This window comes from Pseudomonas sp. GL-RE-29 (assembly GCF_019947275.1).
GTDB classification, from domain to species: Bacteria; Pseudomonadota; Gammaproteobacteria; order Pseudomonadales; family Pseudomonadaceae; genus Aquipseudomonas; species Aquipseudomonas fluorescens_A.
Genome location: NZ_JAGYGD010000016.1, coordinates 112829 through 130549, shown reverse-complemented (window position 1 = coordinate 130549; position 17721 = coordinate 112829). Strand labels below are relative to the sequence as shown.

Below are 17721 nucleotides of genomic sequence, written 5' to 3'. Positions count from 1 at the left end.
CCTTCAATCCTCGACCACCCAGGTGTCCTTGGTTCCGCCGCCCTGTGAGGAATTCACTACCAGGGAGCCTTCGCGCAGGGCGACACGGGTCAAACCGCCGGGCACAACCCGGGTTTCGCGGCCAGACAATACAAACGGACGCAGGTCGATATGGCGCGGCGCGATGCCGTTTTCGACAAAGGTCGGACAGGTCGATAGCGACAACGTCGGTTGCGCAATGTAGGCATGGGGCTTGGCGATGATCCGCGCGCGAAAAGCTTCGATTTCCGCTGCCGTCGCCGCCGGCCCCACCAGCATTCCGTAACCGCCGGAGCCTTGGGTTTCCTTGACTACCAGTTCTGGAAGATTGGCCAGTACGTGGGAAAGTTCAGAGGGATTACGACACTGCCATGTAGGCACGTTCTTGAGGATCGGCTCTTCATCCAGATAGAAGCGAATCATGTCCGTGACGAACGGATACACCGACTTGTCGTCCGCCACCCCGGTGCCGATGGCATTCGCCAACACGACATTGCCGGAGCGGTAAGACGAGAGCAGCCCTGGCACGCCGAGCATCGAATCCGGGTTGAACGCCAGCGGGTCGAGGAACGCATCGTCGAGGCGGCGGTAAATCACATCCACCGCTTTCGGCCCATCGGTCGTGCGCATGAACACCTTGTCATCCCGCACGAACAGGTCCGCGCCTTCCACCAACTCCACGCCCATTTCCCGCGCCAAAAACGCATGTTCGAAGAACGCACTGTTGAAGCGCCCCGGCGTCAGCACCACCACGCTCGGGTTATCGATCGGGCTGGAGCTTTTCAGGGTGTCGAGCAGCAGGTTCGGATAGTGGTCGATCGGCGCGATACGCTGCGCCGCGAACAACTCCGGGAACAACCGCATCATCATCTTGCGGTCTTCGAGCATGTAGCTCACGCCACTCGGTGTACGAAGATTGTCTTCGAGCACGTAGTAGGTGCCGTCGCCATCGCGCACCAGATCGACGCCAGAGATGTGCGAATAAATATCCCGGTGCAAACCCAGACCCTGCATCGCCAACTGGTACTGCTCGTTGGCCAGCACTTGCTCGGCCGGAATGATGCCGGCCTTGATGATGCGTTGTTCGTGATAGAGGTCGGCGAGGAACATGTTCAACGCCTTGACCCGCTGGATGCAGCCACGCTCGACCACTCGCCATTCGCTGGCGGGGATGCTGCGCGGGATAGTGTCGAAGGGAATCAGGCGCTCTGTCCCCTGCTCATCACCGTAGAGCGTGAACGTAATCCCGGCGCGATGAAATAACAGATCGGCCTCGCGTCGCCGTTGTGCCAAAAGCTCGTCAGGCGTTTCGGCCAGCCAACGGGCAAACTCCCGATAATGCGGGCGGACCTGGCCGCCGGCATCGTACATCTCATCAAAATAGGTGCGGATCATGCCGTACTCCTTGTCACCCGGACATCTAGGCATCGCAAGGCCCGTGCCATCGGCAGAAACGCTTTGATATCAATCAGTTGGATAAGCCGTGCGCAATCACCGCACCAATCCTGTGCAGTAAATGCCCCAACCTGATCGCCCCCGCTTCATTGCAAGGCGAAGTCGTCGCCTATCACCAGCATAGCCAGAGTTGATTTCACTGCCCGGCAGTCGGTGCGGATAATCCGTTTATCCACTGAATCAGTGATCTTTCTTCCCTTTTAGCCGCCTGTTTTGGGCGGTTTTTTTTGCCCACTGGAAATGTTGTGAAATAAAGCAGGATCAAGAAATCGCAGGCAAAAAAAATCCCCGAACCAGTCGGGGATTTTTTATGTTCGATCAATCAGCCCGAGGGCGGATCAATCTTCGCGATAGCGACGCAGCTTCAACTGCTTACCGGCAACGCGAGTGTCCTTCAGCTTGGTCAGCAACTTCTCCAGACCATCTTCCGGCAGCTCGACGAGGCTGAAGCTGTCACGCACCTGAATGCGACCGATCGCTTCACGCGCCAGACCACCTTCGTTGAGGATGGCGCCCAGCAGGTTCTTGGCAGCGATGCCATCACGCGCACCCAGCGCGGTACGGCAACGAGCACGGCCTTCGCCCAGTGGCATTGGTGCGCGACGCTCGCGGTCACCACGCTCTGGACGATCACCGGAACGCTCTGGACGATCGCCACGCGGTGCGTTGTTCGGCACCAGTGGACGTTCTTTCTCGATAGCGGCCAGGTTCAGCGCTTGACCGTTGGTAGCCTTGCGCAGCAGGGCTGCGGCCAGGGCACGCGGGCTGCAACCGATGTCGGCGGTCAGGCGATCGAGCAGATCACCGTGGGTCGATTCAGCTTCAGCCACCAGCGGCGACAGGCTGTTGGTCAGTTTCTTGATGCGCGCATCCAGAACGGCTTGAGCGTCCGGCAGGCGAACTTCAGCAACCTTCTGACCGGTTACACGCTCGATCACTTGCAGCATGCGGCGCTCACGTGGAGTCACCAGCAGCAGTGCACGACCTTCGCGACCGGCACGGCCGGTACGGCCGATACGGTGAACGTAGGATTCCGGATCGTACGGCATGTCAACGTTGAATACGTGAGTGATGCGCGGAACGTCCAGGCCACGAGCCGCAACGTCGGTCGCCACAACGATGTCCAGACGGCCATCCTTGAGGGAGTCGATCACGCGCTCACGTTGGTTCTGGGCAATGTCACCGTTCAGCGCAGCGGCTTTGTAGCCTTTGGCTTCCAGGGCGCTGGCCAAATCCAGAGTCGCTTGCTTGGTACGCACGAACATGATCAGCGCGTCGAAATCTTCCACTTCCAGCAAGCTGAGAACGGCAGAAGTCTTCTGGTCAGCGTGAACCAACAGGTGAGCCTGTTCGATCGCGGTAACGGTCTGGGTCTTGGTCTGGATCTTCACGTGTTGCGGATCGCGCAGGTGGCGTTCGGCAATGGCACGGATCGATTGCGGCAAGGTGGCCGAGAACAATACGGTCTGACGGGTAGCTGGCAGAGCCTTGAAGATAACTTCCAGGTCGTCCATGAAGCCCAGCTTGAGCATTTCGTCGGCTTCGTCGAGAACCAGGTGGTTCACGGTCGCCAGTACTTTTTCGTCACGACGCAGGTGGTCGCACAGACGGCCCGGAGTGGCGACAACGATCTGTGCGCCATTACGGATTGCTTTCAGTTGTGGGCCCATCGGCGCGCCGCCGTAGACAGCCACAACAGTTACGCCTGGCATTTGCTTGGCGTAGGTTTCGAAAGCGGTTGCAACTTGTAGCGCCAACTCACGAGTTGGGGCCAGGATCAGGGCTTGCGGCTCGCGCTTTGCAGGATCGATGCGATGCAGGATCGGCAGGGCGAACGCAGCGGTTTTACCCGTACCGGTTTGCGCCTGACCAATCATGTCGTGACCGGCCATGATGATCGGGATCGATTGCTGCTGAATAGCCGATGGCTCTTCGTAGCCAGTCGCGGTGACGGCTGCAAGAATATTCGGATTAAGATTAAAAGCGGCGAAGCCGCCGGTTTCCTGGGTCATGGGTCTGCCTCTAAGTGCATCCGCAAAGACCCATGCTCCAAAGCTGCGCGTGCCGTGTTGAGACTCAAGAGTCGCCCTGGCAGCTTTGTCGGCGGGGATTTGCGAAAACGAATGAATGAAAAGAATCGTCAAGGAAGAGTCCGCAGTACGGACGTGCAGCCGAAGCTGACTTCGGGGAATTGCTCTACCTAAACGCGGCCCGGCTAAAGGCCGGCGCGCACTATACCGGAATTTGCCGAAAAAGGGAGCTTTTTTTATAGCAAAACTCCTGCAAACGGCGTTCTGTCACAGGCTTTGCGGATAATCGTGCGAGCGTCTATTTTTCAAAGGCCCGGCCCAGCGGGCGATGGCGCTAAAACGGTTCACCTTCCAGACACGGACCTTTGGTCTGATCGCCCTTCCCGCCCGAGGAAATGCACCATGAAAGAGCTCGACACCTGTCGCGTGAGCCGTGAAAAACGTGGTCATGTCCTGTTGATCGGCCTGGATCGGGTCGCCAAGCGCAACGCCTTCGATCTCGACATGCTTAATGAACTGAGCCTGGCCTATGGCGATTTCGAAGCCGATAGCGAGGCACGGGTGGCGGTGGTGTTCGGCCACGGCGAGCACTTCACTGCCGGACTGGACCTGGTCAACGCCAGCGCTGCACTGACCGAAGGCTGGCAGGCGCCACCCGGTGGCTGCGATCCATGGGGCGTGTTCGCCGGGCCGAGGGTGAGCAAACCGGTGATTGTCGCCGCACATGGCTACTGCCTGACCATCGGTATCGAGTTGATGCTGGCCGCCGATATCAACCTGTGCGCCAGCAATACCCGTTTTGCGCAGATGGAAGTGCAACGCGGCATCTTCCCGTTCGGCGGCGCCACTTTGCGCCTGCATCAAGTGGCAGGTTGGGGTAACGCCATGCGCTGGATGCTGACCGGCGACGAATTCGATGCCCATGATGCCTTGCACCTGGGGCTCGTGCAGGAAGTCATGGCCAGTGAAGATTTGCTGCCACGGGCGATTGAGTTGGCGGAACGAATTGCCCGGCAGGCGCCGCTGGGGGTTCAGGCGACGTTGATGTCGGCTCGACAGGCGCGCTATGAAGGGGAAACGGCGGCGGCCCGGGGATTACCGGCGCTGGTTAAGAAGTTGCTGGTCAGTGAGGATGCGCAGGAAGGTGTGCGGTCGCTGGTGGAGAAGCGACCAGGCGTCTTTAAAGGCTGCTGACTTAGCTTTGTGGCGAGGGAGCTTGCTCCCGCTGGGCTGCGAAGCGGCCCCAAAAACCCTGGAAATCAACACAGGTTTTGTGAGTGCTGCGCACTCAAGCGGGAGCAAGCTCCCTCGCCACAATTAATAACCTTCCCGAATCAAGTCGCCGGACGGATGCACTTGATCAACGACTGCAAAGAATACCCCAATCGCGGCGCCAGCCCTTCGGCCCGGGCAATCAAACCGTCCATGTCCAGTTGCTGATCCAGCTCCGAAGGCACGAGCAGGATCACATTGCCCTCCTTCACCGGCAGCTCCCAGTAATGGCGATGGTAGAGCCCGCGCAGCAACGCGGCGCCCAGTGGCTTGCCATCATCGGTAGCCCATTGATTGATCACCAGCCAGCCACCCGGATTCAGGCGTTTCTGACAGTTTTCCAGGAACGTCCAGGCCAGGTGGCCGACACCCGGACCGACATCGGTATAGAGGTCGACAAAGATCAGGTCCGCCGGCTCGGCGGTATCAAGCAACTCCAGCGCATCGCCGACGCGGATATACAGGCGCGGATCGTCATCCAGCCCCAGGTATTCGATGGCCAGGCGCGGCACGTCCGGGCGCAGCTCGATGGCCTCGACATCTTCCAGCGGCAGGAACTTGAGGCAAGCCTGGGTCAGCGTACCGGCGCCAAGGCCAAGGAACAGCGCGCTTTCCGGCTGTTCGTGGCACAACGCACCGATCAGCATCGCCCGCGTGTAATCGTATTCGAGCCAGCTCGGATCAGCCGTGAACACGCAGCTTTGTTCGATGGCGTCACCGAACTCCAGAAAACGGTAATCGGCCACTTCCAGCACGCGAATCACGCCGAACTCGTCCTGCACCTCGGCGAGCAAATGCTCGACGCGCTCCTCAGTCATTTCGTCTCCTGATCGTTGCCGGGCCTTCTTGGGCAAACAGCAACGCGCTAAACCGCAACATGAAGCGGCAAAGGCGCGATTGTCCGCGAAGCGACGGGAACAGGTCACGCACTAATTTGCTGATAACATGAACGCCCGAGCGTAAAACAAACCGAGACCGTGATGAGCCAACCCTGGAGCCCTGACAGCTGGCGCGCCCTGCCGATCCAGCAACAACCTCAATACCCCGACGCAGCGCATTTGCTGCACGTCGAGCAAACGCTGGCCAGCTATCCGCCGCTGGTGTTTGCCGGTGAAGCCCGGGAATTGCGCCGTCAGTTTGCCGAAGTGACCCAGGGTCGAGCGTTCCTGTTGCAGGGTGGCGATTGCGCCGAAAGCTTCGCCGAGTTCTCCGCGGCGAAAATCCGCGACACCTTCAAGGTGTTGCTGCAAATGGCGATTGTCATGACCTTCGCCGCCGGTTGCCCGGTGGTCAAGGTCGGGCGCATGGCTGGCCAGTTCGCCAAACCGCGTTCGTCCAACGACGAAACCATCGACGGCGTGACCCTGCCGGCCTACCGTGGCGACATCGTCAACGGCATCGGTTTCGACGAAAAAAGTCGCGTGCCGGACCCGGAACGTCTGCTCCAGTCCTATCACCAATCCACCGCGACCCTGAACCTGCTGCGCGCCTTCGCCCAAGGCGGGTTTGCCGACCTGCATCAAGTGCACAAGTGGAACCTCGACTTCATCGCCAACTCGGCTCTCGCGGAAAAATACAGCCACCTCGCCGACCGCATCGATGAAACCCTGGCCTTCATGCGCGCCTGTGGCATGGACAGTTCGCCGCAACTGCGCGAAACCAGTTTCTTCACCGCCCACGAAGCGCTGCTGCTGAACTACGAAGAAGCCTTCGTACGTCGCGACAGTCTGACCAACGACTATTACGACTGTTCGGCGCACATGCTGTGGATCGGCGACCGCACCCGTCAGCTCGACGGCGCCCACGTCGAGTTCCTGCGCGGGGTGAAGAACCCGATCGGGGTCAAGGTCGGTCCGAGCATGAACACCGACGACCTGATCCGTCTGATCGACATTCTCAATCCGGACAACGATCCGGGTCGCCTGAACCTGATTGCGCGGATGGGCGCGAACAAGGTAGGTGATCACTTGCCGCAACTGATCCGCGCGGTGCAGCGTGAAGGCAAGCAAGTGCTCTGGAGTTCCGACCCGATGCACGGCAACACCATCAAGGCCAGCAGCGGCTACAAGACCCGCGACTTCGCGCAGATCCTTGGCGAGGTAAAGCAGTTCTTCCAGGTTCACCAAGCGGAAGGCACTTATGCCGGCGGCATTCACATCGAGATGACCGGGCAGAACGTCACCGAGTGCATTGGCGGTGCGCGGCCGATTACTGAAGATGGTTTGTCGGACCGTTATCACACCCATTGTGATCCGCGGATGAATGCCGATCAGTCGCTGGAACTGGCGTTTTTGATTGCTGAAACCCTGAAGCAGGTTCGCCGGTAAGTTTTTTATCGCCTGACCGGCCGACATCGCGGGCTTGCCCGCGATGGCGTCAGCTCAGTCACCATCAAACTGGGCCAATGCCACCCGCAACCGCGCCGCACTCACCCGCGGGCAATTCAACTGAACCTGCGCCAGCCCCAGCCAATCCGCCATCCGCCGCAGATTCACCGCCAACGCCAACATCCCCTCTTCGTCCAGCCCCGGCTCTTCCTCGTGCACCGCATGCACCGCCAACCGCCCCGCCGCCCGCTCCGCACGCAGATCAACCCGCGCCGCAATCCGCTCATTGTGCAAAAACGGCAAGACGTAATAGCCGTAGACCCGCTTGTCCTGCGGCGTGTAAATCTCCAGTCGATAGCGAAAATCGAACAACCGCTCGGTGCGACTGCGCTCCCAGATCAGCGAGTCGAAAGGTGAAAGCAACGCGCTGGCCTCGACCCTGCGCGACACCTTGGGCTCAGGCAGGCAATACGCCGGTTGCCGCCAGCCCTGGACTTCGCAAGTGAGCAACTGACCCGCCTCGACCAGTTCCGCCAGACGCGGCCGACTGTCTGCCGGGTTCAAGCGAAAATAGTCACGCAAGTCTTTCTCGGTGCCGACGCCCAAGGCTGCTGCCGCATGCAATAGCAGACCGCGCTGGGCTTCTGCCTCGCTGAACAGCGGTTGCGCCAGAATCGACAAAGGAATCACCCGCTCGGGCAGGTCATAAAGCCGCTCGAATCCGCGCCGCCCCGCCACGGCCACTTCACCGGCGGCGAACAACCATTCCAGCGCATGCTTTTCCGCGCTCCAGTCCCACCAGGGGCCCGCCCGCTCCTGCCGGGTCGACAGACTGCCCGCGCCCAGTGCACCCTGCTCTCGAACGGAGGCCAGCACCCGGCGGATCGTGTCTTGTTGCTCACGACCAAAACGCGCCAGTTGCTGATAGATGTCTTCGCCATTACTCGCACGCTGCATGCGCCAGCGCATCAACGGGTACATCGACAGGGGCAGCAACGACGCTTCATGACCCCAATATTCAAACAACGTACGGCGTCGGCCCTGACTCCAGGCAGCCTGGTCGAGCAGGTCGGAAGAGTAGTTGCCGAGGCGGGAAAACAGCGGAAGGTAGTGCGAACGCACCAACGCATTGACGGAATCGATCTGCAGAATGCCCAGCCGCTCGATCAGGCGGTTGACTTGAAGCGGTTTGACCGTCGCCGGCGACTGGCGCCCGTTGAACCCTTGGGCAGCCAGCGCCAGACGCCGAGCCTGTTTGACGGAAAAGGACAGTGTCGCGGGCATGAGCATCTCCTTGTCTGCTCGCAACCTACCTCACCGAAAGTCGGTTTGTGTAGTTGAACTTTGCTCATTTGTGCATCGGGTCATCCCAGAACGGGCGGATGGCTTCGTGCTCGACATCGGCACGGCTGAGCCCGATGTCCTTCAACGCTTCGTCACTCATGCCCGCCAACATTTCACGTTCACGGTGCAGTTCGTACCAACGATTAAATTTGTGCAGCAAATCGGATATCAGGTGGATGGAATGTTTTTCTACGTCGACATAACCTTTTTGACCTTTCATCTTGTTGCCCTCCGTTTGGATGGCTTCAGTCTCGCCCCAGGTCTAAGATCAATCCAACGAATGTTTCTGATGTCACACATCTCGGAGATTGATGAATGTCTGCCTACCCGAGTATCGACACCGAAGTGCTGCGCACCTTTGTCGCCATCGCTGACCAGGGCGGTTTTACCCGCGCGGGGGAACTAGTCAACCGGACCCAGTCTGCGGTGAGCATGCAGATGAAGCGTCTTGAAGAAGACGTGTTGCAGCGCCAACTGTTCCAGCGCGACGGCCGTCAAGTGCGGCTGACCGCGGAAGGCCAGGTGCTGCTGGGTTACGCCCGGCGCATCCTCAAGTTGCACAGCGAAGTGTTCAACACCCTGCGCGAGCCACACATGGTCGGCATGGTTCGCATCGGCACGCCGGATGATTACGTGATGCGGTTTCTGCCGGGGATTCTGCGGCGTTTTGCCCAGTCGTATCCGCTGATCCAGATTGAAGTCCACTGCGAATCATCAAAACAATTGCTGTTGCGCCAGGATCTGGACCTGACCATCATCACCCGCGAGCCGGGCAACGAGATTGGTCAGTTGTTGCGCAAAGAGCGTTTTGTCTGGGCCGAGGCGCAATGCTTCAGCGCTCACGAACAAACACCGCTGCCGCTGGCGATGTTCAACAGCGATTGCTTCTGCCGCTTATGGGCCTGCAATGCCCTCGATGCCATGGGCCGCGATTACCGCGTGGCGTACAACAGCGACAGTCTGTCGGCGATCATGGCGGTGGTCAGCGCCGGGCTCGCTGTGACCGCGCAACTGGAAAGCCTGGTCACTTCGGACATGCGCATTCTCGGTGAAGCCGAAGACCTGCCGGTGTTGCCCGAGGCCAGCATCATGCTGCTGCGTAACCTGCACAATCCGTCGCCGATCACCGAATGCCTGGCCGAACACATCGTCGAAGGTTTCAAACTTTAAAGGCGAGCATCACCGCGCAGAGCACCAGGAAGCCGCAGAACAGTGAACGCAATAACCGTTCCGGCATGGCGTGGGCGATCTTCACCCCCCAGCTGATGCTCAACAGGCCGCCAATTGCCAAAGGCACACCGATCATCCAGTTCACTTGATGGTGCACGGCATAAGTGACGAGGGTGACGCCCGTACTCGGCAACGCCAGCGCCAGCGACAAGCCCTGCGCCACTACTTGGGTGGTGCCGAACACACTGGTCAGCACCGGCGTAGCCACCACCGCCCCGCCCACGCCAAACAACCCGCCCATGGTGCCGGATGCCGCGCCGAGCACACCCAGCCACGGCCATGAATAGTTCATCTGCGCAGAAGCTGGCGCACTGGCGTAGAACATTCGCACCAGGTTGTAGGCCGATAGCGCGATCAGGAATGCGACAAATCCTACGCGCATGGTTTGCGCGTCAATGCCCACGGCCCAGATTGATCCAAGCCAGGCGAAACAGAATCCCATCGAGGCCAGCGGCAATGCGTGGCGCAATTCGATGCGGACGCGCTGGTGATAGCGCCACAGCGCCAGCATCACGTTCGGCACCACCATCACCAGCGCCGTGCCTTGGGCAATTTGCTGGTCGAGACCACACAGCACACCCAGCAGCGGAATGGCGATCAAACCACCGCCGATGCCGAAAATCCCCCCAAGGGTTCCCAGGGCGGCGCCAAAGACCAGGTACAACAAAAACTCAATCACAGCGACTTCCCCTTCATTCCAGACGTTTCATCCTACGCAGTTGCTTCTGGCGGGGAAACGCACAGCAACGCACAATGGCTGTGCCAATCTCGCACAAGCGTTGAATTCACCATGAATCCTAACCAACTGACCGATCAACTGGGCCTGTTTCTGGACGTGCTGGAGACCGGCAGTTTTTCCGCTGCTTCGCGTCGCCATCCGCTGACGCCCTCCGCGGTGGCTCGGCGCATCGACAGTCTGGAAAACGCTGTCGGCAGCCAGTTGTTCATTCGCAGCACTCACGCTGTGCGCGCCACCCCGGCGGGACTGGCGTTTGCCGAACGGGCGCGGCGGATCGTCGCCGAATTGCGTCTTGCCAGGGCGGAGGCCGTGTCCCTCAGCAGCGCGCCGGAGGGTTTGATTCGGGTCGATGCACCGGCAGCATTCGGGAGGCGACATTTGGCCCCGGTGATTGCCGACTTTCTGATGCTCTATCCGGGTCTCGACGTGCAATTGCACCTGATCGACAGTTTTGTCGACATGCAGGGCTTGAACCTGGGCAAGGTCGACCTGGTATTGCGCGCCGGACAAATGGCCGACACTCGTTTAGTCGCAACGCCACTGGCGAGCATGGTGCGCATTGCCTGCGCCAGCCCCGATTACTTAAAGCGCCGCGGTGTGCCCAACGATCCGACACAACTGATTGAACACGATGGACTCGACTGGGACGGCCTCGCCCCGCCCTTCGCCTGGCGCTTCGAACGGGACGGTCAGATGCAACTGCACCGTCCTTCGCGCATCCGAATGAGCGCCAACAATGCCGAGGCACTGGTGTGCGGTGCTCTGGCTGGCCTGGGCATCGCGCATTTACCGACCTGGCTGGCCAGCGAATACCTGCTGCGCGGCGAACTGTTGCCGCTGTTCTGCGAACACGGGCTGCCGAAACCGGAAAGCGCCGGGATCTACGCCTTGCGACTGGAGCAGCAACCCAACTCTCGCAGCCGCTTGCTCCTGGAATACCTGAAAACCCGTTTCAGCCCGATCCCGCCGTGGGATCTGGTGCTGCAAAACCATCTGGGCCGCCACTAGTCCAGAATTGTCTGGCGCCTTAAAGATTTGCCCGCTAGATTCTGAAGATCACTGATCAAGGCTTCGAAATGACCACCAAGCGCAACACCCCGGACACCTGCGACGACCTGCTGCTGGACAATCAGGCCTGCTTCGCCCTGCATTCCACTTCGCTGATGATGACCAAGGTCTACAAACCCTTGTTGCAGGCGCTGGGCCTGACTTATCCGCAATACCTGGCGATGATGGTGCTGTGGGAACAGGATGGTTTGACCGTAGGCGAAATCAGCTCGCGCCTGTTGACCGATCCCGGTTCGCTCACGCCGCTGCTCAAACGCCTGGAAGTCGAAGGCCTGCTCAGCCGCACCCGAAGCCGTGAAGACGAGCGAGTGGTAATCGTCGAACTCACCGAACAAGGCCGCGCCTTGCGCGACAAAGCCCGGGACATTCCACAATGCATTCTCGGCGCCAGCGGGATGACGCTGGAGCGACTGCAGAAGCTGCAGGCGGAGCTGCAAGCGCTGCGCAAGCACCTTCAAGACAGCCTCTAATCTCCAACCCCACAAAAATCCCCCTGTAGGAGCGAGCCTGCTCGCGATCGCGGCGTGTCATTCAGGACAGATGCTGGATGTGACACCGCTATCGCGAGCAGGCTCACTCCTACAGTTGTTATGCGTTCGTGCTGGAAAATCAGCTACGCGGCAAAAAAAATTTCCCGCTGAAGAAATCCACCTCAAACGCTCTAAATCGCAACTTCCAGCCAAGCCCATTAAGACACAACATCAGTAACTGCTAATTTTTTCAAAAATTTATCTTGCGCACTAAATATTCGCGCGATACATTCACCTCGCACTTACTTAGCGCGCAAACATTTAGCGCAAACAAATCAAACCAGAACGAGGCTTTCACCATGCAAACTCTCTACACCGCAATCGCAACTTCCACCGGTGGCCGTGACGGTCGTGCGATTTCCAGTGACAGCATTCTCGACGTCAAACTCGCCACCCCGAAAGAACTCGGCGGCGCTGGCGGCGCGGCGACCAACCCTGAGCAACTGTTCGCCGCCGGCTACTCCGCCTGTTTCATCGGCGCGCTGAAATTCGTCGCCAGCCAGACCAAACGCAGCATCCCGAACGACGCCTCGATCACCGCGCATGTCGGCATCGGTCAGATCCCCGGCGGTTTCGGTCTGGACATCGACCTGCACATCAGCCTGCCGGGTCTTGAGCAATCCGACGCGCAAAGCCTGGTCGACGCAGCCCACCAAGTCTGCCCGTACTCCAACGCCACCCGTGGCAACGTTGATGTGCGTCTGCACGTTACCGTCTAACCGCTGACTTCCAGGCCCGAACAGGAAATGAACATGAACACTTTCAGCAAAGTCTTGACCGGTACCCTTCTCGCCCTGTCCATTCACAGTGCATTCGCCGGCGACGTTGAACACAACACCCAGGCGTTCCTCGATGTGTTGAATGCCGGCACCGGCAAACCGATGGAGCAAATGACGCCTGCCGATGCGCGCGCCGTTTTGGTCGGTGCGCAGGCCGGGGTGAAGCTGACGTTGCCGAAAGCCGATATCAGCCAGAAGACCATTCAAGTCGACGGCCAACCGCTGAGCCTGACCATCGTCCGGCCAGCCGGGGTGAAGGGCGAGCTGCCGGTGTTCATGTTCTTCCACGGCGGTGGTTGGGTCCTCGGGGATTTCCCGACCCACGAACGGCTGGTACGTGATCTGGTAGTGGGTTCAGGTGCGGCGGCGGTGTTCGTCAATTACACCCCATCGCCGGAAGCCCATTACCCGGTGGCGATCAACCAGGCATACGCCGCGACCCAATGGGTGGCCGAGCACGGCAAAGAGATCAACGTCGATGGCAAACGCCTGGCCGTAGCGGGCAATAGCGTCGGTGGCAACATGGCGGCGGTGGTTGCGCTGATGGCAAAAGACAAGGGCACGCCGGCCATCAAGTTCCAGGTTCTGCTGTGGCCGGTGACCGATGCCAATTTCGATACGGCTTCCTACAACCAGTTTGCCGAGGGTCACTTCCTCACTAAAAACATGATGAAGTGGTTCTGGGACAACTACACCACCGACGCCAAGCAGCGTAACGAGATCTATGCCTCGCCGTTGCGGGCAACCCCTGCGCAACTCAAGGGCTTGCCACCGGCGCTGGTGCAAACGGCGGGTGCCGACGTCCTGCGCGATGAAGGTGAAGCCTACGCGCGCAAACTCGATGAGGCGGGCGTGCCAGTGACCTCGGTTCGCTACAACGGCATGATCCACGACTATGGGTTGTTGAACGTGGTGAGTCAGGTGCCGGCGGTGCGGTCGGCGATGTTGCAGGCTTCGCAAGAGCTGAAAGAACACCTGAAGAAATAACACCATCTGTAGGAGCCGGCTTGGTGCGGGCGGCGTTCCGACGATGGCATCCTCAAGACCGCTATCGCCAGCAAACCGGCTCCTACAGGTTTGCGCTGTGCCCCAATCAATGGGCACAAAAAAGCCCGACTCAATGGTCGGGCTTTTTCATTCCTGAAGCTGTGCTTATTTAGCACGGCCTTTGTAGGAACCGCCTTCGCGGGTATCGATCTCGATCATGTCGCCGATTTCGATGAAGTCAGCAACCGACAGCTCGGTACCGTTCTTCAGTTTGGCAGGCTTCATTACCTTGCCGGAAGTGTCACCGCGAGCGGAACCTTCGGTGTAGTCAACCTGACGCACGATGGTGGTCGGCAGTTCTACGGAAACCAGACGCTCTTCGAAGAAGATCGCTTCGCAAACATCGGTCATGCCTTCTTCAACGAAAGGCAGAACGGCTTCGATGTCTTCAGCGTTCAGCTCGTACATGGTGTAGTCGGTGGTGTCCATGAACGTGTAGGTGTCGCCGCTGATGAAGGACAGGGTCGCTTCTTTGCGGTCGAGGATTACGTCGTCCAGTTTGTCGTCGGCGCTGTAAACGATCTCGGTCTTGTAACCGGTCAGCAGGTTTTTCAGCTTGGTCTTCATGATCGCGCTGTTACGACCCGACTTGGTGAATTCAGCTTTCTGAACCAGCCAAGGATCGTTTTCGAGACGGATCACGGTACCGGGTTTCAGTTCTTTACCAGTTTTCATTGCGAATATCCGAATTTGGATGGGATTTACAAAAATCTAGGCCGCGTATCATATCCAATTTACATAAAACTGTACCAGCGCTGCGGCAAGATCGGCCTGCAAGGCTTGTTCCAGACACCACGCTTCGGCGTGTTTTTCCAGCTCTGGCCAGTGTTTGCGCGTCGATTGCCAGTGGTCGGTCATTTTCTCACCCGCGTTCCAGGCCCGCCATAGACCGCTCATCGCCTCGGCCGCCGGCGCAGAAAGCGCTTGCGTATAGATCGCCAGGAAGGCTTCCAGCTTGTCCAGATGGACATCTTCTTCTTGCTGATAGATGTGCCAGAGCAACGGTCGGCCGGACCACTGGGCACGAACAAAAGAGTCTTCGCCGCGCACGGCATTGAAATCGCAGCACCACAACAAGTGGTCGTATTGATCCTGTCGGACGAACGGCAGCACTTGCACGGTCAAGGCATCACGCACGTGCAGCGCACCGGCCTTCAGACTTTCAACTCCGAGCCAACGCTCGACATCCCCGAGAATCCGCCCCTCCGGCACCAACAGATGAGTGGGCGTCGAATCACCGGCCATTGCATCCAGCCAACTGGCCAGTCCGGCATTTTCGTAGGCAAACAGTGAGATCAGCTGCGCACCTTGGGCGCGATCAATCCCCAGGCTTTGCAAGAAGGTTCTTTGCTGCTCGGGGTTTTGCTGAAATGCCCTACGGCGTTCGAGCAACCGGCTTTCACGCAGCAAGCCACCGGTGCCCTTGCGGAACCCCGGGAAGAAAAAGAACTTCTGCACAGTCTTGTACTTCACCGATGGCAAGCCATGGCAGCCGACCACCCAATCCTCGGCACTCAGGTAATCGAGGTTCATCCACAGTGGCGTTTGTTCCCGATCAGCCATGGCGTCCATGTAGGCACTCGGCAGTTGACAGGCGAACGCGGCGATCACTACATCAACAGCTTCGGCAGGCTGCCAGTCCGCGGGCCACTGCCGGACTTCAACACCCTGTTGCCATTGCTGCGATGCGTGAGGATCGATTTCCGGGCAGAGGCGCTCGAAAGCGCGCAGATCATCGACCCACAAACGCACCGCCAGCGAATGCTCGGCAACCAGTTGTCGGGCCAGACGCCAGGTCACGCCAATGTCGCCAAAGTTGTCGACCACGGTGCAAAAAATATCCCAGCGGGTTTTCGTTTCAGACATTCCAGGCTCCCGTTGGCAAAGGCACCGATTGTCCGCATAAATTACTCCGTGCAGAAGAGCCGACGACGATTAATCTTCGTGCGACAATCGCCAAACGCCCGCGACCCACCGCCAGGAGGCAGCCATGCCCTATCGCCCTACTCCGCGTCGCTCTATGTCCATCCAGCTCAATGCCCTGCAACTGACCGGCAGCATCGCCCTCGGTCTGTGGCTGGGGTTCCTCGCGATCGCGCTGACCTGCTGGCTCGCTTCACGCTTTCTGTTCAACGAACAAATGGCTCCCGTGGCCCAGGCGATCGAGCAACTGGCCAAACCGCCTGTGGTGGCGCAACCGGTGCCGGATATCCCGCCACAGAGTCCTCTCTTCGAACAGTACGAAGAAAACCTGCGCAAGAACGAGCAGGCGCAACGACTCGATCAGGCGCGTAGCAGCAACCGCAATCTGTCGAACCCCAAATGCCAGTTCTGGCTGCAACAGGACCAGACGGCACCAAGCGAAAAAAGTCGCGCCAACGTCCAGCAATTCTGCGATTGATCATGAATAAACAAAGCGTCCACCAACTGATTCTCGACAAGCTGCGGATTGATCTCGATATTGCCGAGCGCGCTGCGCAAACCGCCTACGAGACCGCGACCCACGAAGAAAACATCGCCGAGAACAAGTACGACACATTGGGTCTGGAGGCATCTTATCTGGCCGCCGGGCAGGCCAAACGTGTCGAAGAGATTCGTCAGTCACTGGCGCTTTGCCAGAACCTGCTGCTGCGTCCTTACGACGAACAGCGTGGCATCGAAGTCGGCGCGCTGCTTGGCCTGGAAGACGAGAAGGGTCGCGAGCAGTGGCTGTTTCTGGCCCCAGATGCGGCAGGGCTGAAGGTCGATCTGGTGGGGCAGTTGATTACCGTCATCACCCCGCGCTCACCGCTGGGCAAAAGCCTGCTGGGCAAGTTCGAAGGTGATGAGGTGGAGATTCTGGTGGCGGGCACTCGGCAACAGTTTGCTGTCAGCGAGGTCGTCTAATCAGGCTTAGTGGACCGGCAGTTCGACGCCGTCGAACAGTTCTTCCAGTTCCTGCTTGTTGTGGCACTGGATGGCCTTGGCCATGACTTCGCGGGTCAGGTGCGGGGCGAACTTCTCGATGAAGTCGCACATGAAGCCACGCAGGAAGGTGCCGCGACGGAAACCGATCTTGGTGATGCTGGATTCGAACAACTCGCTGGCATCGAGTACCACCAGGTCGCTGTCGAGTTTGGTGTCGACCGCCATTTTCGCCACGATGCCCACGCCCAGCCCCAGGCGAACATAGGTCTTGATCACGTCGGCGTCGGCCGCGGTGAACACCACTTTCGGCGTCAGGCCGCGATGACTGAAGGCTTCGTCGAGTTTCGAACGGCCGGTGAAACCGAAAACGTAAGTCACGATCGGGTATTCGGCCAAGGCTTCGAGGGTCAGCTTCGACAGCTTGGTCAGCGGGTGCCCCTGAGGCACGACCACGCAACGGTTCCAGCGATAGCACGGCATCATCACCAGATCGCCGAACAGTTCCAGCGCTTCGGTGGCAATGGCGAAATCCACGGTGCCGTCAGCGGCCATTTCGGCGATCTGCATCGGCGAACCCTGGTGCATGTGCAGGGCAACGTCCGGATATTGCTTGATGAAATTGCTGATCACCGGTGGCAACGCGTAACGCGCCTGGGTGTGGGTGGTGGCGATCGACAGGGTGCCTTTCTTCTCGTTGGAGAATTCCTGGGCGATCTGCTTGATGCTTTCAACCTTGCGCAGGATTTCGCCAGCGGTGGTGATAATGCGCTCGCCGGCCGGGGTGACGCGGGTCAGGTGCTTGCCGCTGCGGGCGAAGACCTCGACACCCAACTCGTCTTCCAACAGACGGATCTGCTTGCTGATGCCTGGCTGCGACGTATAGAGGCTTTGGGCTGTAGCGGAAACGTTGAGGTCGTGGTGCGCCACTTCCCAGATGTAGCGCAGTTGTTGAAGCTTCATATGAATCCCTCAAAG

Annotated in this window: 18 protein-coding genes; 9 read left to right on the top strand and 9 right to left on the bottom strand. The window is 59.3% G+C overall.

Features of this window, described 5'->3' with window-relative positions:
• Positions 1-3: 3 nt before the first annotated feature.
• On the bottom strand, positions 4-1413 hold the full coding sequence (locus KGB21_RS15365) for a circularly permuted type 2 ATP-grasp protein (RefSeq protein WP_223505580.1): 1410 nt from the start codon (positions 1411-1413) through the stop codon (positions 4-6).
• Between the two features lie 398 nt (positions 1414-1811).
• Positions 1812-3485 (bottom strand): DEAD/DEAH box helicase, encoded by a 1674-nt coding sequence (locus KGB21_RS15360; RefSeq protein WP_034150150.1) that lies wholly within the window; start codon positions 3483-3485, stop codon positions 1812-1814.
• Between the two features lie 420 nt (positions 3486-3905).
• Here KGB21_RS15360 and KGB21_RS15355 point away from each other — a divergent pair, with 420 nt between their 5' ends.
• Positions 3906-4697, top strand: a complete 792-nt coding sequence (locus tag KGB21_RS15355; protein WP_223505579.1) for a crotonase/enoyl-CoA hydratase family protein — start codon at positions 3906-3908, stop codon at positions 4695-4697.
• A gap of 140 nt (positions 4698-4837) precedes the next feature.
• Here KGB21_RS15355 and KGB21_RS15350 read toward each other — a convergent pair whose 3' ends face one another.
• Positions 4838-5593, bottom strand: a complete 756-nt coding sequence (locus KGB21_RS15350; RefSeq protein ID WP_223505578.1) for a spermidine synthase — start codon at positions 5591-5593, stop codon at positions 4838-4840.
• Between the two features lie 162 nt (positions 5594-5755).
• Here KGB21_RS15350 and KGB21_RS15345 point away from each other — a divergent pair, with 162 nt between their 5' ends.
• A complete protein-coding gene (locus KGB21_RS15345) occupies positions 5756-7102 on the top strand; it encodes a class II 3-deoxy-7-phosphoheptulonate synthase (protein WP_034150153.1) in 1347 nt (448 codons plus the stop codon).
• Between the two features lie 54 nt (positions 7103-7156).
• On the opposite strand, the gene KGB21_RS15340 is transcribed toward KGB21_RS15345, so the two are convergent.
• On the bottom strand, positions 7157-8386 hold the full coding sequence (locus KGB21_RS15340; RefSeq protein ID WP_223505577.1) for a winged helix-turn-helix domain-containing protein: 1230 nt from the start codon (positions 8384-8386) through the stop codon (positions 7157-7159).
• Positions 8387-8450: 64 nt separating this feature from the next.
• Positions 8451-8666: a DUF1127 domain-containing protein gene (locus KGB21_RS15335; protein ID WP_034150155.1), complete on the bottom strand. Its 216-nt coding sequence runs from the start codon at positions 8664-8666 to the stop codon at positions 8451-8453.
• Positions 8667-8761: 95 nt separating this feature from the next.
• Between KGB21_RS15335 and KGB21_RS15330 the strand changes: the two genes are divergently transcribed.
• Positions 8762-9616, top strand: a complete 855-nt coding sequence (locus KGB21_RS15330; protein WP_223505576.1) for a LysR substrate-binding domain-containing protein — start codon at positions 8762-8764, stop codon at positions 9614-9616.
• Here KGB21_RS15330 and KGB21_RS15325 read toward each other — a convergent pair.
• Complete coding sequence (locus tag KGB21_RS15325) at positions 9606-10355, bottom strand: sulfite exporter TauE/SafE family protein (RefSeq protein WP_034150185.1); 750 nt, start codon at positions 10353-10355, stop codon at positions 9606-9608. The two genes, KGB21_RS15330 and KGB21_RS15325, sit on opposite strands and share 11 nt — an antisense overlap.
• Before the next feature lie 111 nt (positions 10356-10466).
• On the opposite strand from KGB21_RS15325, the gene KGB21_RS15320 reads away from it, so the two are divergent.
• The 4 genes from KGB21_RS15320 (at position 10467) to KGB21_RS15305 (ending at position 13779) form a co-directional block, all read left to right on the top strand.
• On the top strand, positions 10467-11423 hold the full coding sequence (locus KGB21_RS15320; protein WP_223505575.1) for a LysR family transcriptional regulator: 957 nt from the start codon (positions 10467-10469) through the stop codon (positions 11421-11423).
• Between the two features lie 68 nt (positions 11424-11491).
• Positions 11492-11953, top strand: a complete 462-nt coding sequence (locus KGB21_RS15315) for a MarR family winged helix-turn-helix transcriptional regulator (protein ID WP_034150158.1) — start codon at positions 11492-11494, stop codon at positions 11951-11953.
• A 359-nt stretch (positions 11954-12312) separates the two neighbouring features.
• Positions 12313-12732: an organic hydroperoxide resistance protein gene (locus tag KGB21_RS15310; protein WP_034150159.1), complete on the top strand. Its 420-nt coding sequence runs from the start codon at positions 12313-12315 to the stop codon at positions 12730-12732.
• A 33-nt stretch (positions 12733-12765) separates the two neighbouring features.
• Positions 12766-13779 carry an alpha/beta hydrolase gene (locus tag KGB21_RS15305; protein ID WP_034150160.1) on the top strand — a complete coding sequence of 338 codons (1014 nt, stop codon included), beginning with the start codon at positions 12766-12768 and terminating at the stop codon, positions 13777-13779.
• Positions 13780-13944: 165 nt separating this feature from the next.
• On the opposite strand, the gene KGB21_RS15300 is transcribed toward KGB21_RS15305, so the two are convergent.
• Positions 13945-14514 carry an elongation factor P gene (locus KGB21_RS15300; protein WP_007943632.1) on the bottom strand — a complete coding sequence of 190 codons (570 nt, stop codon included), beginning with the start codon at positions 14512-14514 and terminating at the stop codon, positions 13945-13947.
• A gap of 48 nt (positions 14515-14562) precedes the next feature.
• Positions 14563-15705, bottom strand: a complete 1143-nt coding sequence (gene earP, locus KGB21_RS15295; protein ID WP_223505574.1) for an elongation factor P maturation arginine rhamnosyltransferase EarP — start codon at positions 15703-15705, stop codon at positions 14563-14565.
• 124 nt (positions 15706-15829) lie between these two features.
• Here earP and KGB21_RS15290 point away from each other — a divergent pair, with 124 nt between their 5' ends.
• Positions 15830-16240 (top strand): hypothetical protein, encoded by a 411-nt coding sequence (locus KGB21_RS15290; RefSeq protein WP_034150162.1) that lies wholly within the window; start codon positions 15830-15832, stop codon positions 16238-16240.
• A 2-nt stretch (positions 16241-16242) separates the two neighbouring features.
• Positions 16243-16725 (top strand): transcription elongation factor GreAB, encoded by a 483-nt coding sequence (locus tag KGB21_RS15285; RefSeq protein WP_223505573.1) that lies wholly within the window; start codon positions 16243-16245, stop codon positions 16723-16725.
• Positions 16726-16731: 6 nt separating this feature from the next.
• Here KGB21_RS15285 and cysB read toward each other — a convergent pair whose 3' ends face one another.
• Positions 16732-17706, bottom strand: coding sequence for an HTH-type transcriptional regulator CysB (gene cysB / locus KGB21_RS15280; RefSeq protein ID WP_007899921.1), 975 nt, complete (start codon positions 17704-17706; stop codon positions 16732-16734).
• Between the last annotated feature and the right edge of the window lie 15 nt (positions 17707-17721).

Coding starts and splice junctions, on each gene's coding strand:
- KGB21_RS15355 (WP_223505579.1), top strand. CDS start 3,906: ATGAAAGAGCTCGACACCTGTCGCGTGAGCCGTGAAAAACGTGGTCAT.
- KGB21_RS15350 (WP_223505578.1), bottom strand. CDS start 5,593: ATGACTGAGGAGCGCGTCGAGCATTTGCTCGCCGAGGTGCAGGACGAG.
- KGB21_RS15320 (WP_223505575.1), top strand. CDS start 10,467: ATGAATCCTAACCAACTGACCGATCAACTGGGCCTGTTTCTGGACGTG.
- KGB21_RS15360 (WP_034150150.1), bottom strand. CDS start 3,485: ATGACCCAGGAAACCGGCGGCTTCGCCGCTTTTAATCTTAATCCGAAT.
- KGB21_RS15315 (WP_034150158.1), top strand. CDS start 11,492: ATGACCACCAAGCGCAACACCCCGGACACCTGCGACGACCTGCTGCTG.
- KGB21_RS15290 (WP_034150162.1), top strand. CDS start 15,830: ATGCCCTATCGCCCTACTCCGCGTCGCTCTATGTCCATCCAGCTCAAT.
- cysB (WP_007899921.1), bottom strand. CDS start 17,706: ATGAAGCTTCAACAACTGCGCTACATCTGGGAAGTGGCGCACCACGAC.
- KGB21_RS15285 (WP_223505573.1), top strand. CDS start 16,243: ATGAATAAACAAAGCGTCCACCAACTGATTCTCGACAAGCTGCGGATT.
- KGB21_RS15310 (WP_034150159.1), top strand. CDS start 12,313: ATGCAAACTCTCTACACCGCAATCGCAACTTCCACCGGTGGCCGTGAC.
- KGB21_RS15365 (WP_223505580.1), bottom strand. CDS start 1,413: ATGATCCGCACCTATTTTGATGAGATGTACGATGCCGGCGGCCAGGTC.
- KGB21_RS15305 (WP_034150160.1), top strand. CDS start 12,766: ATGAACACTTTCAGCAAAGTCTTGACCGGTACCCTTCTCGCCCTGTCC.
- KGB21_RS15335 (WP_034150155.1), bottom strand. CDS start 8,666: ATGAAAGGTCAAAAAGGTTATGTCGACGTAGAAAAACATTCCATCCAC.
- KGB21_RS15300 (WP_007943632.1), bottom strand. CDS start 14,514: ATGAAAACTGGTAAAGAACTGAAACCCGGTACCGTGATCCGTCTCGAA.
- KGB21_RS15340 (WP_223505577.1), bottom strand. CDS start 8,386: ATGCCCGCGACACTGTCCTTTTCCGTCAAACAGGCTCGGCGTCTGGCG.
- KGB21_RS15330 (WP_223505576.1), top strand. CDS start 8,762: ATGTCTGCCTACCCGAGTATCGACACCGAAGTGCTGCGCACCTTTGTC.
- earP (WP_223505574.1), bottom strand. CDS start 15,705: ATGTCTGAAACGAAAACCCGCTGGGATATTTTTTGCACCGTGGTCGAC.
- KGB21_RS15345 (WP_034150153.1), top strand. CDS start 5,756: ATGAGCCAACCCTGGAGCCCTGACAGCTGGCGCGCCCTGCCGATCCAG.